General features: G+C 35.5%; 10 protein-coding genes and 1 pseudogene. 3 read left to right on the forward strand and 8 right to left on the reverse strand.

What is annotated here, in order from left to right; genetic code table 11:
• Positions 1–80: 80 nt before the first annotated feature.
• From DFO73_RS02855 to DFO73_RS02885, 7 genes are all read right to left on the reverse strand, one after another.
• A complete protein-coding gene (locus DFO73_RS02855) occupies positions 81–653 on the reverse strand; it encodes a hypothetical protein (RefSeq protein WP_142669502.1) in 573 nt (190 codons plus the stop codon).
• Between the two features lie 78 nt (positions 654–731).
• Positions 732–1586 carry an ATP-binding protein gene (locus tag DFO73_RS02860; protein ID WP_110063260.1) on the reverse strand — a complete coding sequence of 285 codons (855 nt, stop codon included), beginning with the start codon at positions 1584–1586 and terminating at the stop codon, positions 732–734.
• Positions 1587–1889: 303 nt separating this feature from the next.
• Positions 1890–2795 (reverse strand): PD-(D/E)XK motif protein, encoded by a 906-nt coding sequence (locus DFO73_RS02865; RefSeq protein ID WP_181395898.1) that lies wholly within the window; start codon positions 2793–2795, stop codon positions 1890–1892.
• Positions 2796–2821: 26 nt separating this feature from the next.
• Positions 2822–3505, reverse strand: coding sequence for a hypothetical protein (locus tag DFO73_RS02870; protein ID WP_110063262.1), 684 nt, complete (start codon positions 3503–3505; stop codon positions 2822–2824).
• Positions 3505–4449, reverse strand: coding sequence for a hypothetical protein (locus tag DFO73_RS02875; RefSeq protein ID WP_110063263.1), 945 nt, complete (start codon positions 4447–4449; stop codon positions 3505–3507). Before DFO73_RS02875 ends, DFO73_RS02870 begins: the two co-directional genes overlap by 1 nt.
• Entirely contained in the window at positions 4439–6448 is a 2010-nt protein-coding gene (locus tag DFO73_RS02880; protein WP_110063264.1) for a hypothetical protein, read from the reverse strand. Before DFO73_RS02880 ends, DFO73_RS02875 begins: the two co-directional genes overlap by 11 nt.
• On the reverse strand, positions 6448–9357 hold the full coding sequence (locus DFO73_RS02885) for a Z1 domain-containing protein (protein ID WP_110063265.1): 2910 nt from the start codon (positions 9355–9357) through the stop codon (positions 6448–6450). Before DFO73_RS02885 ends, DFO73_RS02880 begins: the two co-directional genes overlap by 1 nt.
• Before the next feature lie 983 nt (positions 9358–10340).
• On the opposite strand from DFO73_RS02885, the gene DFO73_RS02895 reads away from it, so the two are divergent.
• Positions 10341–10556 (forward strand): hypothetical protein, encoded by a 216-nt coding sequence (locus DFO73_RS02895; protein WP_110063267.1) that lies wholly within the window; start codon positions 10341–10343, stop codon positions 10554–10556.
• 121 nt (positions 10557–10677) lie between these two features.
• Positions 10678–12032: pseudogene (locus DFO73_RS02900) on the forward strand (IS1182 family transposase).
• 149 nt (positions 12033–12181) lie between these two features.
• Here DFO73_RS02900 and DFO73_RS02905 read toward each other — a convergent pair.
• Positions 12182–13672, reverse strand: a complete 1491-nt coding sequence (locus DFO73_RS02905) for an ATP-binding protein (protein ID WP_258309176.1) — start codon at positions 13670–13672, stop codon at positions 12182–12184.
• Positions 13673–14992: 1320 nt separating this feature from the next.
• Between DFO73_RS02905 and DFO73_RS02910 the strand changes: the two genes are divergently transcribed.
• Positions 14993–16027: a GIY-YIG nuclease family protein gene (locus tag DFO73_RS02910; RefSeq protein WP_181395899.1), complete on the forward strand. Its 1035-nt coding sequence runs from the start codon at positions 14993–14995 to the stop codon at positions 16025–16027.
• The last annotated feature ends 15 nt before the right edge of the window (positions 16028–16042 follow it).

The following is a 16042-nucleotide window of genomic DNA, read 5'->3' on the forward strand; positions in this document are numbered from 1 at the left end:
AACAAATATTCAAGCGCTAACTTATTATGGAAATCGAAAATTAAATAGAAACCGAATTATGACTACGTTTATCCATTTAATTAAAATAAGCTTTTATAGATATAAGATCTGCCTCCCTCCGGCAATATTTCTTCTTCTCTTTTTATTAATCGTTTCTTATAAAGCTGTGATAATTGGGTACTCGTTGTATTTACGTGTTTATTGGTATATATTGCAACATCTTTTGCAGTTACAATTTTATGTAAATATACCTGGTCAAGAACCGTCTTCATTTGATCTCTTGAACCACCTAGATAACCTAAATAAGGAATAGTCGGGTCATCCACCATTACACAAATCTTATCATATTGCAATACAGTGCCTATATTGTATGCATGGTCAAATTCAGTGACTCCACTTAAATTTTTTAGATATAAATATTTGTCATGTTCTTTAATATTTTCTTGCATCCATCTAATAGGCTTTACAATTATTTCATCTGTTCCAGAAGCATTAATTGCTTCTACCTGGTTTAAATTTAATGAAAAAACTGTCCCGTTTTTCGCTTCCATAATCTGTTTCATGATAAAGTTTGTATATTCTCTAATTTGGTTCCGAATAAGTAAATCAACTTTTTCATTTAATGGCTCCGGAGATAACTCCAACTGCATCATAAACCTCACCCGTTTTCTAAAACATTTTCGTTTTCGCTAAGGAGAATATACTACTAATTTTTAGATAAGTCAATACTATTAAATCTGGATATGAAAGTAAGTTCCAAAAAACCACTTTCCTTCTTCTGTTTTTTTTAACTGATCCTTCTGTATATTGTAGATAGAATCATGTGTCCTAAAAGAGATTTTACCTCTAATTGTATTCAAAACCCTTCGTTTGACATCGGGTAGCCCTTTTCCCCTTTGCTGTTCCTTATATCGAGTCGCAGTAGTGAAAATGGCAGCTTCTATTACCTCGTCTTTACTACTATAAGGAAAGTTAGATTTTAAAGTGTTATAAATTCCTAACCCTGAATCAGATATTGAAATTGAAATTTCTCCTGTAGATGGATAATATTGTACAGCCGAATAACAAGATGAACTACCGTGATCAGTTGCATTAGAACCTAATTCAGAAATATAACTCATTACATCAGAACATTGAGAAGGCGGAATGTTTTTGATTTGCATAATCTTATATATACGTTTTGAAAGTTTTGCTACATCAATTTCACTCTGAGTCTTACTTATCTCTAGTAGTTCATCACTTCGGTCATTTGTTCTTCTGTTTTTATAATAATTTAAGTCTATTTCGCTTGATTCTTCAAATTGTCTCTTAATGACTGAGGGACACAAATCAAAAAATTTCATTCTCGTTAAGTAGCCAATTAAATCTGCATTAAAAGGCGGTATTATTGCTAACTGTTTATTAGAAGTCAATTTTTCGATAGAGGATAATAAAACTGTACATCCCAGTGGAGATATCCACTTTAAATTATGTAGATCTAAAATATAATATTTCTTATTACTGTAGTAGACATCTGAACAAACATTTAACCAACTATTAACCTCAATAATTGTAGATAACTGCGCTGGGACCTTTATTTTATTCATCATGTACTCCCTTATTTGGAATCATTTATTTTATTCTTTTAAAATAAATATCACTTAGATTGCTTGGTGTTAAGTCTACATGCAAAGATCGCTTGAAATTATAGTTTAACCAAATTTATTACTTTTTTACCATGGAACCTCGGAAATGCGTTAAAGAAAAGAAAGAATAAAGTACAATTAAGTTTTCCCAAGCAACTTGAGACTATAACATTATGTAAAACTAAGGCTACAAGCTATTAACTATGCAGCCTTTTTTATACAGGATATAAATAATGAGATTTCAATTGAAAACCTCAACCACTTCTATTTGAATTCATCTAAGTCAATAACTTCTGCATTCAAACCCTCTAGATCTAATTTATATACAATTCCACTAATATGATTAGGCAATTGTCCATTTATGAAACTTTCTGGTGTGATTTTTGGAAAGCTTTCATCGATTTCATATTTCTTTACTTCTAGCATTCGATATGATTTCATACGAACTTCACTGCCAATTGGGTATTTAAGTTTTCCAAGTGCACGATCGATTTCCGATTCTTCAACGCCAATCTCACCTAATTTGGTAACCATATATTGAATCGAAATACCATTTGCAGCAGGTTCAAAACGATAAAATAACAAATAATCTGCATTTAGCTGATACTGACTATTAATAGTAATTTGTGATCCATAACGAGCTACCGTAGATTTCACCTCATATAAACCATCATTACAATTAAAATCAATAGAGCCCCCGAATGGTCCTACCCAGGAGACATCTTTTTGTTGTTTCAACAAATAATAGTAACTTAGCATTTCAGCCAATACGCTGTATGCTTCCTTTTCAAAATTGGCATTACCCATCAGTTCTTTCATTGAGTACCACCATGAAATAGGGTTCTCCTGGATTATCTGATATGATTCTGCATTGAGAACCTTTTCCAGAAAGCCAGCACAAATAATAGCAAAATCTTCGTATAAGTTCGGATGATCAGATACAAGCATTAATAAGTGCCGCTCTTCTCCACCCACTACATATTCTCTCGTATAATAAGAAATATTTGAGAACTGCTCATTCACCTGTTTATCTAATGGGATTTCAATGGCAACTCCCTGCATGCCATCAATTTTTACAATCCAATAATATTGCTCTTTTAATGTAATGGAAGATTTTGCAGAGGTCCGAAAATAAGCGAAGCCATTTCTAATTTTTTGTAATGATTCCATATTCTCTACACTTTCCCCCATTTTTTCTATGCGTCATTCATAAAATACTTATACAAATCATCTACATATGTCTTTATTCCACCCTCAACTAAACTGGGTTCAATCATATTTAAGCGTGCTGTGTTTAATTTCAGTACACGTCTGAATAATTCCGGTACTTTATTACTGGAATATAATTTATACTGTCTCATCAATTCCCGTGTTAATTCGGCTCGATATCCACCACTACCAGAACGGTCGAGGAGCTGAAGGATGTGATCTGAAGAATTATCTCTTAATGTATTGAGTGTTTCTTCCTCTGTTCCCTGCCAGGATAGATGAATATACCACCAAATACTTTTTAGCCATATACGACGAGTTCCTTTGTAAAAGCGTTGATCATTGATACCAAAACGTTCGTATACCAGGTCCGGAAATACTTCCAACGATAAATACCGCCATATTTCATCCTGGGCTGCCAGTCTTTCGTTAAAACTATAGCTATCATTAAGATGACTGTATAAAACTAAGCCCATATGCAAATCAAAAGCATACGAATTAATTTTCATCTTGTCATTCATTAAAAATGATTTCTTTTCGTTAATAATGTATTCACGCAGTTGATCAAACGGCGGTTTGACCTGGCGGGGAGCACAGTTTTCCGGTTCGGCCTCAATTTGTTGAAACTTATATTTTGCCTGCGCCTTTGTATAGACTACATTTTCCCACACTACATTTCACCTGTCTTTACTCGTGTTTCTAAATCTTTGCGAATTGAAATCGCAAGTTTTTCCGGTGTATCGAATTCCCAATTTAGTGTAGTTATAAAATAGTGCATCACTTGTCCGATTGAACCTTCCTCACAATTTTCGCCATTCTGGATCTCTTGCCAATCCACACTCTCCATCAAGTTTTGCAGAATTAGCTGAAGGGCACCTGAAAGAAACTCAACATACAATGCCTGATCAATTTTCGTCTTTGGTTTTTGAATTGATGGGAAAGCAGCATGTGCTTTATTTAAATAAATCGCAATATATTCTTTATCAAAGGGTTCGACTAACGGCTCAGAAAAATTAAAATCAACATACCATAAAGGTTTATCCGGTTCATTTACTATTACAATAGGAAAAGTTGATCCGGATCCATCTAATATAACTACCCATTCTACTAACTTTCCTAAAATCGTACCCGATAGTTTTGCCTGTCCTCGCATGCTATTTCTGCTGGCCTTCTTCAAATAAATAACAAGCGAAATATGAACTTCACCAAATAATTTATCTTTTTGGAAATAATAATCAATAGGGATAAGAATATTATCTGGAGTCGTACTTGTAATGGTCGTAAGAGGAATTACACCCCGCTGAGAAGACTGTTTAGAGACCCATTGTAATGCAATTCCCAATTCTGCATCAGCGTTGACAATTTGCGTGGGACCAAACAAACTGGACGGACTCCCTAACATTACGTTCCCTGAGATCCCGAGACCTTTTTCTACATAATCCCAGCTATCATCATCATTACTCAGTAAAGTTTTAAATTCATAGTCTTCTGTCTCATTGAGGATTTGCCTGGAAGCATCGTCATCTTTATAAAAGAAATGTAAATCTGTCGAAACATTTAACAATTCTTCCATAGCCTCGTCATAGATTCGATTCATGCTAATTTTATTGGCCATTGACTACACTTCCTTCTGGCTTCATCAACATTTCGACTTGTACATGAGGGTCCGTACAATTGAAAACTAATATACCCAAACATTCGACAGGCTCAGAAATTTTCTCAATCCGTACAGCATGCAATACTTTTCTGTTACTTTTTTGTGCGGCGGATCTGCCAAATAGACCAACCGTATCCGGAAAAGAGATGCGCGTAATTTTCGCAGGGAATGGTGTACCCACACTATCTTCTGATTCCCAATCAGTTGCTGAGATTTTCCCGCCTTCAGAAGCAATAAATAACTCTATCGTGAAAGCAGATACATTTTTTGACAACCTCATTTGAAAATGTACTTCTAAATCACCAGTGTCTAAATATTTTTGTGATACGATTGTAAAACTATTTCCACGACTACTTTTATTAGCGGTAGGCTTCGTTCCTCCACCCCGATTACGACTTGAAGCACGACGACCAAATCCGGTAGGTGGCAACAGCATCTTTCCGACATTGCGTGCAAGGGTGTTTAAACCTTGTTTTCCTTTTACTTCTTCTTTATTTTCATACGACGCTTTTATTTTCCGACGTACCTGTGAACGAATTTTTTCAACAATATCAAAGGGTTTACCTTTAATGATAATGTCTGCCCAGGAGGTATGATCGGCCATCTCGCTTTTTCTTAAGTAGGCTTCTAAATCGACTACTTCATTATCCGGGTTCATTAATTTCGTATTGGAATTTGGTACAAAAATTGCTACCAAATATTCACTTTCTTCGGTTGCATGAAGTCCCTTGCACCATTCTCCATCCGTTTCATAATTAATGATCATTCCCGGTCTTCTTACATAAGCCATCATCGGTGCATTTTGCTCACCCAACGGATTTTTCTCATTTACACAAGTATACGGACTGGGCCCATTTAGAGGAGCAAGCATATCAAGTTCCTTCTTTGTAAACTTTCTATAGGCTACCCGCCCCGCATTATTCACCTTATTGTGTTCAAAATAATTACGAATTTGAATATCATTAACAATATAACGACTTGTTTTTGAACCAATCGCAGCTGCGTTATACATCATTTGAAGTTCAAGGAACAATGGTAAAAAATCGTCCTTTTCCAATCTCTGCCCATTGATGTGTCCATCTAAATATTTACCATAAGTATATTTTTTATTTGCTAGGCGAGGTGCATACCAGCGTTGTATAGCCACACCAATATAATCTGCTACATTGGATTCCCAAGGTTTATTATCATCCGGATTGATATCATGCTTAATAAGTAACTGTTGTTCATCGATAAAGGGAATAATAATCTTAGTCCCGAGCCGCTCTCCCTCAAACGGCTGAATAGAGAGGGAATCTAAAATGTCACGGATCATTGCTTCATCGGTTATTGGAATTGTATCATCACTATCCGGAGATACACGTTGACCCCACCAGGCAATTCCACTCGGCACCTTTTCGTTAGATTTTGGAATTATGGTATTTGGCAGTTTCTCGTTTTCTACTAAAGTCACAGCCAATCGATGCTGATACTGACCATCTTCATTTAAAATATGTGAATAGTAAACTACCAAGCCAATTCCTACACGGAAATAGACAGTCTTCCCCAATCCCCAGGAGCCACCGGCCCCCGGGGTTTCTTGTGCCATACTGATCCCATAAATAAGTTTAAATATATTACTGTTTGGTGAATACTTAAAGTCCAAAGACCCCGTTAAACCGGTTGTGTTAGCATCTTCAATATAAATCGCCTTTTGTGGCGAGTCACCAAATTTTTCGATTAAGCGTTCAGTAATTCCATCTAAATGTTTGGCAAAGCCCGGGACATCTACATCCTTGATGCCAATGTCCACATGTACAGAATCGTGCCCTTCTACTTTCATGCCTGCATCCAGACTATTTTGTACAGCTTCGCGTACAAGTAAATCTAATATCGGTAAATCGTTATTTTGAATAAGTTTTAATAACGAATTGCCGGATTGGGACATTTTCCCAAACTCTGCAACTTCGATTTGCATTACTCTTTTCCTTCCTCCGTTTCAGACTCACCCATCGGATTTTCAATACGAATGGATAATTTTGTGGCTAAATTTTTCCCGGAACGATACCCGGGTACAAATAAGCTGACACCAATCAAATCTTCTGATGCATTTAAGTCATAACGTTTATTGGCTTCTTTTGTGTTTTCCTTATTTTCTTTATCAAATTTAGAGTCTTTATCAATCCGGTATAAAAGTAATTGTGGAGTCAGCCCAATACCGGCAGCCTTTCGCAATTCACTAACAACACTCTTCTTTGGTGGTTTTTGATCTATTTCTTCTAACTGATCGTTTATCTGTGCCCGCTCTGCTTTCCCGTCTTTAGTTAACTTAAATTCCCGTGGGATTAATTCATACGTCTCTTTCGTCATATCTGCATATAAATCCGTTGGCGCACGTAACACACCTATATTAATTATTTCTCCGGATGCAGATCCACGACGGGTACGTTTAATCAGTCCCACACCACGACCGCCGACTTCCCATTTTTTAACGTTGTTATTATCATCTAACTTACCGCTACCGGCTAACACTACATTCCAGTTCGTAAAACCGGCTTCAGCTTCTTTCCTTTGATACCATTCAAAAAAGGTTTCCATATTGGAAAATTCGCTCTGTTTATGAAACGTAAATTTACGGAAAAAGTCATCCATAATTTCTTGGAAAGGAACGTTATCCCAATAAAGACCACGACTATTACGCGTTTCATTTGGTGTACCCAAACGATTTAAGAAGTTCTCAGTAACTTCGATATTATGTCTTTGTATGTTAGCATCATTGTCAAATAAAATAGTTTGACTTGAAGTTCCAGAGAAGTCTAAATCTACTTCCTCAGCACTTTGCATACGATTTTTCGCTGTAATACGTAACCATGTCAGTTTTGGTGAGTTTTTAATTTTTGGTCCATATTCACTGGCTCCCATACCTTCCAATATATATGTTTCTATATCCTCACGTAACTCTTCTTCCAGGGTCGCCATAAATCTAAATTTTGACTCTGTATCAGTTGTCAGCCAAATACGTGGTAACATTTCATAGCCTTTACGATAACCAAAGAAGCGCCCCATCTGCAGCAATGTATCTGCCTGGGAAGTTGTACGAAGAAAATACGTACTCACTAACCCTTCTATTGTTAGGCCGCGTGATAAAGTACTTCCGCCTATAACAATGAATGCTGGTGCCGGTGCAGGGTAATTCGGTGCGTTAGGATCAGGATAAGCTAAACGGACATGCTCTAAATCTTCAGTAATCCCGTTATTTGCACAATTGTCAATGCATAAATGGAGCCCATCATGATATTCCAATCGTTTTGTGTCTTCCAAAACATTGATGTGAGAAGGATATTGACGAATTAAACGTTTTAATTCTTCTTCAATTTTTTCAAATGGCGGATAATCCTTTACGTCATTTTTATTAGGATATATTTCAAATTCCATTTCAAAATCTTCTTTTGTAAACCTTTTCTTCTCTTGCACGTAAAGTATACGACATTTTTTAATTATTTCCGCTTTTGATGTAATACGGAAATAATCATTTATTAATTCAGCAATAATTTGGTGATGTATTTGTTTTTGGCTGGTATGAACAAGCATACTTATCGGCTTTTTATATTTCCGATAACGCATAATGGAAGTAGCTAATAGAAACCAATGAAGAGCATCTTCAAATGATTCCGGTAAATAAGATTCTTCACCTTTATGAATACTGTCGACAAGATCACGGTCATCTATCGTAATTTCTCGTACAATTGGCAGCCCGCGAAAATATTCGTTGTTTTCTAACCCAAAGATTTGTTTTGCACCAAAATATTCTTTGGCAGGATTTAATACCGCTACAAAATCACGCGGATACAGGGATTCTTCTGATGCTTCATTTAGGAAATTAGCGTAAGGAGTAGCTGTGTAGCTGACATAATTCATACTTAAAGGTTTTGAACCATCATTCGCCTCGATATTTACAAGTTCTACAATTGCTTTATTCAAAGCTGTACGTTCCGCCAATGAGTCATTTACATCATTAGTATTGATTCCACCCTGATCGGATTCATCATCTATTATTAAAATACGCATTTGTGAAAGCTTTTTGCCGTCATCTTTTAACCATAGGATTAAATCATTCAAACGAGTCTTATTCTTTAAACATACATTTAGATAACGTTCACGAGATCCCTTATTTAATAATATATTGCTTACTTTATGTGAAGAACCTGCCTTTAATGAAAGCTTACTTAAACGTTCCCAGGAAAGATTCCCAGACATTTTTAAATCATTCATTAGACGATCTTCAGTTTGCTTCCGCAAGTTTTCAATTGTTCCGGATAACACTATAAAGAAATTAAACTCCCAATCCGCGGCCATTGCCATTAATGCGGCCATACTTGCTGTTTTACCTGACTGGACGTGCCCAATAGTTAATCCCTTAACAGGATTATCAGACTCTACGCGAAGCTTTCTTAAAATACTTATTGTTGTATTTTCCATATCCTTTAACGATTCATTAGTCCAGCCTTGCCCAATTAGCTTATTTTTATATAGTTGCCAACTACTGGAAGGTCCTCCTGGTATCGTCAAATTATTATCCTGACGGCGACTTAGAATGCGGTTATTTGCTATTTTTTCTTCAATCATTTGTTCGCGCTCTTCGGCTTCACGTAGAAACCTTACAATTTCCAACCAGATTTGAGCATTCAAATCCTCTGGTATCATATCATCTTCTTGCAATTGTTCCAGTTTATTTTGAAGGCCGTCTTCATCGTGTTTACCGTAGTATTTTATATCATCCCAATCGCGACCTTTATTACGCAGTTTTTCAATAACCTTACGATGCTCATCATATTTTGGGGAGGAAAAATCAATCATGCCGTTAATAGTATTTATTACCAATTTCATAAACCTCTCTTTCTATGTATCAAGAAGAAATTAATTTTTATTAGTCTATATTAGTCTCATTTTACCATATCAAAATAGTAAAAATAGTTAAAGTGCAGAAACCAACTTGCACCTATTTTTTCCAAAATAATTAATTCTCACCAATCTTAAAAATGAAAGTACAATAAGTTTTAAATCTAAAAGCTTTTTGCTTAAGCTGATTCTGGCTTATAATAGTCAAAATTGATCTAACACTTAATGATTTTATTAAAATTATTCTACTTTAATTGAGCCACCTTATTAAAAGAATAACAGCTAACCTTATCAAAAAATAAGATGGGTTAAATCAAAATATCCCTCTTAGTAAACTAAGCGGGATAATTCACTTATGTTTTATTCAGCAGGAAGATCTTTTTATATTACCTTGATAACCATTAATAACGCTTTGGATATCTTAAAATGAAATATCCCAGCCCATTTCTGTTTTCTCATAATCAGAGGACGCACCCTTGTGCAGGAAGTCTTTAGCTGCACTAATCTAGACAATGTCCCGGCTGGCTGTAATAGTTGATGCCGAAGAAGTCACACTGGGCAGAAATGGCATCCATATCGCCTTCCTAGATAAAATCATACGAATGTACGGCTTTACTATACCTTCCTCTTCCCTAACATCCACTCACCTGTTTATGCAGACGGGCATACAAAAGGATATAGCGGATATCGTCATGGCCTAACAGAACTTGAATACAGAAAAGCAGCATTCCTTTCATGATAAATTGCAGAAAAGCCTGTAAACACTATAAGATAAAGTAGCACTATACTTATAAACTTCTCCACATCATTGCCCTTCCCTTTATTTCCAATTGTCATTATAAATAGGACATCTCTTTTTATCAGTAATATACTAGAAATAAATGTGTAAAAATTCAGACCAGAAAGATTCATTATTTAGACACAAGGGATTTTATGATCTTTGTTTAATTTTATAGATTGGGGGGATACTTTTGGAAAATAGGATAGTTAAACCACACTGCCATGTTTGTATGAACGAAATGAAAATGGGTGAAGAAGTCGTAATGGATGGAACCCTTAAAGGGATTCTGCATGCAGATTGCAGCTATTTGCCGCCAGCTGAAATTGAGGATAAAGGGAAATTGGAGGAAGTCATTAGCAGAAACCAGAGATGGCTAAAATCATTTAATCACTTAATTTTGCATTAACTGCAAAAGCCCTTTTAGGGAAAAGGGCTTCAGACTGTCGACAAACTCGGTGAAAATCGTGCTTGTCTGAAGTCTATTTTGTTTTAAAATAGATAGTAATACAATGCTTGAGGTGATTTAAATGCTTTCAAAACATAATCCTATTCAACGGGATCAAATTGAAATGGTTGCTTTAGACGAACTTGTACCAGCGGACCATTTGATCCGCAAAATTGAAGCAGCGATTAATTTCTCATTCATCTATGCCTTGGTAAAAGATAAGTATTCAGAAAAAGGGCCCAAGTATTGACCCTGTAATATTAATTAAACTCACATTTATTCAATATACCTTCGGTATTCGCTCCATGCGTCAATCAATTGAAGAATTGAAAACGAATATGGTTTATCGGTGGTTTTTAGGATATGCCTTTCACGATAAAGTTCCTCACTTCTCAACTTTCGGTAAAAATTACGAGCGCCGATTTAAAGACACCGATCTCTTTGAACAAATATTTTACCGAATCTTAAAAACCGCAGCTGAAAAGAATTTAATCAGTGCTGAACATGTTTTTGTAGAATCTACGCATGTAAAAGCGAGTGCAAATAAACGCAATTTTAAAAGAAAGTTGTTCGAAAAGAAACCCGTGCCTATCAAGAACGCCTTCAAGACGAGATTAACCAAGACCGCGAGGATCATGGAAAAAAGCCGTTTCCACCAGATAAGTTTGATAAGGAAGAATACAAAGAAATTAAGGAAAGACAACAGATCCGGAGAGTGGCTACTATGTAAAAGATGAGCGTACAAAATAATTCGCTTATTCTTTCCATGCGGCCGCAGACCGCAACGGCTTCGTGTTAGGTGCAATTGTAACCCCTGGTAACACGCATGATAGTCATATTTTAGAGCCATTGGTAGAACAAGTAATCGAAAAAGTTAGTAAACCAAAAGCTGTTGCGGCAGATGCAGCCTATAAAACACCTGCTATCACGAGTTACTTATTGAAAAACGACATCACACCTGCTTTACCTTACACACGACCTCGTACAAAAGAGGGCTTCTTCAGAAAACATGAGTATGTTAATGATGAGCATTTTGACTGTTACATTTGCCCAGCTGGTGAGATACTAAAATATACAACAACTACAAAGGAAGGGTATCGTCAATATAAATAAGATCCTCGAATTTGTGCTGGATGTCCTTTCTTGTTTCAATGTACACAGAGTCAAGCGCATCAAAAACTAATTCAACGTCATGTGTGGGAAGAACATGTGGAAGAAGCAGAACATCTTCGCCACCATCAAGACGTCAAACCGATCTATGAAAAACGTAAAGAAACAATTGAAAGAGTATTCGCAGATGCAAAAGAAAAGCATGGGATGCGTTAAATAACCCTAAGGGGACTTAAAAAAATGTCGATGCAGGCGATGCTTACTTTCGCTGCCATGAATTTGAAGAAAATGGCCAACTGGACTTGGCAAGGTCCAGAAATGGCCTAAACGATAACCTCGGAGAGGTCTGCAATTCTCTGTTATTGCATAATGTCACACAAAAAATCAAAAAAGGGTTCGGAATGAGACAATTCCGAACCCTTTTTGTCTACAAGCTGAGACCACTAATTGTGGTCTAATATATTTTTATAATTATTCTAAGACAACTGCATTTGTTTGTTGTTTAATGCATGAATGAGCTTGTTCATGAATTCTGGATTATTTACAATAAGCAACATGATTTGTTTTCTGGCACGGGTAACAGATTGATAGAGCATCCGCTCTGGATCATAAAAATTTGCAGTTCTTACAGCAATACTATTCTGATCATTATAATAAAAAGTAGAACCAACTAAAACAAGTACTTTATCAAATTCTTGTCCTAAAACACCATGTGCATTCAAACCTCTATGCAACTGCATCCGCTGGATTACTGCACCATTGAAGTTTTGACCTGTATAGTCAATAATTTGCCAACCCTCGCATTCCAGCCCTTCCGCAAATCCCCTCGCTTGGTTAATATCACCAAAATAATGAATGGATATATTTTCGGTGTTTTTACAGTACTTCATATACTTTAAGTTAAACAAACCTTTGATAAAAGCTCCGAGTTCTTTATTTGTTCTTATCTTTTTACTAAGTGGATATAACTTTTGGTTCTTCAAAGACTTGAGTTTATCCAAGTTATTATAGTCACGTTCATGAATTGAAAGTATTTGCCTTGGGTCGATAGAAAAGAATCCCAATAAATCATTTTCATGTATATATTCAATAATAAGCTCAAGTTGCCAAGGATACATTCTTTGAGTTTCATCAACAAAAATAATTTGAGGATTAAGTTGTTTAAGTTGTTTAATCTCTTTAACATCTTTGACAGAAATGATATTCCATTTGTATTGTTGGTTCAATATTAAATGCCCAGTATTTAAATTTCCCGTATGAATTATAACTATATCATGTGTTTCATTAAAACTTTTTGCCAAATCATAAAGCAATAAAGTTTTTCCGGTTCCTGGCAAACCTTCTAAAATTGTAAACTGTGATGGGTTTTCTAGAATTTGATTTCTATAATCTTGCTGTTGTTTCGTCAAAAAATATGATCCATTAATGAATCTCTCACTATGATTAAAAGGGGAAACCAAATAATCTGATGGGTCAAATAAATCATCTAAATTTGAATGGTGTTCTAATTTTTGACTAACTAAAAGTTTTTCGAATACAGCAAAGTCAATTGGATGAAAAGTTTCATCATCTTTTAATTGATAAAAACTATTATCTTCTGCAATATAGGTAAATAATTTTAACTTTTTACCTAAGGATGATAAATAATATTTATTTTTGAGTAGTTGCTCCCGAGCATCTTCTTCTTTTAAAATAGATTTTATTTCTACATTCAAAATATAATCTTCCCCAAATCTAAGTAAATCAAATTCCTTATCTATTTGAGGTATCTTATAACCTACATAAAAATATCCAAGGTGTCTATCTTCCACATCTAGATTATTAATAAATGCAGAAATTTGCTCAATCTCATCTTTCCTCATATCAAAATCGAAAAAATTCAGGATTTCTTTAAAAACTTCCTCTGGTAAATCTTTGTAACTACTAACTAAAGAATTTAAATCAAATGGCTTTCTCAATACAATCACCTACACTATATATTTTTCTGTGTTTTCATCTTCTTCTTCAAGGATTTTAATCACTTTAATTCAATTTCATTTTTAATTAGATTTTACCATTAAGTACCATTGTTGGGATGATATAATTATTATTTTTCGTCAAAATTTTACACTTTAAATATCGTTTTTACCATAAGGAATGTAAGTAAGCAACACCGGTTGTTTAACTCAACACGTTTCATAACTCTGATATATAGGTGTGTTCAGAAATCGAATAATAAACAAGATTCATAAATTTTTCTGACTTTTTTCAAAAAAATGAGTATCTGTTGTTTCCGCAACAGATACTCGCATATAGGGTGGATTAATATAAAAAAGTTTTTTTTAAAACCTCACAAATTATTGCTTCTTACTCCAAATTGGGATTTAGTCGGAAGAAGTATATGACTTTTAGTAAGACACAAACACTAGAATCAGTGCTTGAAGCATTAGAGGAAGGTATTAGAGCATTTGGTGGTGTTCCTAAACAAATAAGTGGTAGATAACGCAAAACAACTTGTATTAAGTCATCCGAAGGGCGATGTGGCTACCTATCATCCAAAGTTCTTGGAGTTAAGTGGAACATATCAGTTCCAGACGTACGCATGCCAGACCTATTGGCCACGGAGGAAACACAGGGACGGTTCTGGCGTTTCATGGTGAATCGCCAGAACCGTCCCTGTGTTTATTAGTTAAAACCCTAGTCTGTAATAGGCAATCGGAAAATTTTTCTCATAACTTAATGCCTTCTTTAATGATGAAACAGCAATTTTATCATCCTTAATTTGATTCATTTTTAAATATGTACCGTATTTAACCAGGTGGGAAACAAGCAATTTTTTTGTGTACTGAAGAGAATGATAATACATAGCTCTATCTTTTCTTATAAGTGGAATTATTCTTTTATACATCTCTTCATAGACATTTATCAGTTTGGCATAATAACCGAAATTGCTTTGTTCCCCTTTTCATGTAATTCTTGTTCAAGGTCCTCAGCTCTTCAAGAGTTAAGTCTCTTAATCTCATATTTCCACACTTCTCCTGTTCCACTCTTTATATATTTTTTAATTCGCTGAAATATCACACCATATTTTAACAGCAAGAGATCATCTATCACAACAAACTTTACGAAAACAGCCTTATAAATAGCCACAAGTAATACATATTCATGGCGATACCCAAATCAAAGAAATATCTGCCAAATCCCGTCCCATGATAAAATACTAAATATATTTTCTAGTAAAGGAATGAATGTCTATTAATATGCCAGACAAGGTGAAAAACCTGCCCTTAACCCCAGGCGTATATCTGATGAAGGATTCGCAGGGTCAAATTCTGTATGTAGGGAAGGCGAAAAATCTAAAGAATCGGGTTCAGTCTTATTTCCGGAACTCTAAACATCATTCTCCAAAGATAAAAAAGCTGGTCAAACACTTAAGGGATTTTGACTATATCCTGACTGATACTGAATTCGAGGCTTTTATGCTTGAATGCCAATTAATCCAAAACATTAAGTCGCTCTATAATCGAATGATGAAGAGTCCGCAGTCATTCATTTATATCTCAATCAGCCTTACCGGCAAGCAACGTAAGATTGATATTGCCTACAATCCCATTGAAAATGACGGCAAGGTTTATTTTGGCCCTTTCACAAGCCGAAGCAATGTAGAAAGAGCTCTCCGGGGGTTAAAGGAATGCTTTAAGTTGGATTGCAGTAATCCCAATGGAAAGAACTCTGCTTGCCTGAATTATTCCTTAGGCTCCTGCCTTGGCCGGTGTCTTGGGGGGCCTGCGGAACAACAGTACAATGACATCCTTGACAGGTTTATCGGTTTTCTGAAAGGCACAGACATGAGTATCTTAGAGGACATGAATCAAATGATGTTGAATGCCTCTGAAACATTTGATTTTGAAGCAGCCTCGGCCTATCGGGATCATACACAGGCAGTAAGCTCCCTGTTAAAAAAAGAAAAAGTGATCGAATTCACCGAAGAAAATCATAATATCGTCGCTATCGAAAGATTAACAGATTCAACACTTAAACTTTTCATTATTAAAAGGACGGATATTCTGTTCAGCCAAAACTATGCAGCAGCAGGCAACATAGAGGAAAAAATAAAAACGAACATTTTAGCTTGTTTTAAACAAGATGAAGTAAATGCAGCCCAAGACGTTAGAAGACATGAAATCGATGTAGCGCATATTATTTACCGTTATTTACACAGCGGCAGCTGCTCTTATCTCATCATTCCAGAAAACTCGCTCGACCCTGAGAATCATTCCATCCTAGATCTGGCACTAAAGAATTTTCTAAGTAACATTCAACATTTCCAGTCCCCTATTTAATATGAATAAGGGGCT

It is taken from the genome of Cytobacillus oceanisediminis (genome assembly GCF_003182355.1).
Lineage (GTDB): Bacteria > Bacillota > Bacilli > Bacillales > Cytobacillaceae > Cytobacillus > Cytobacillus oceanisediminis_A.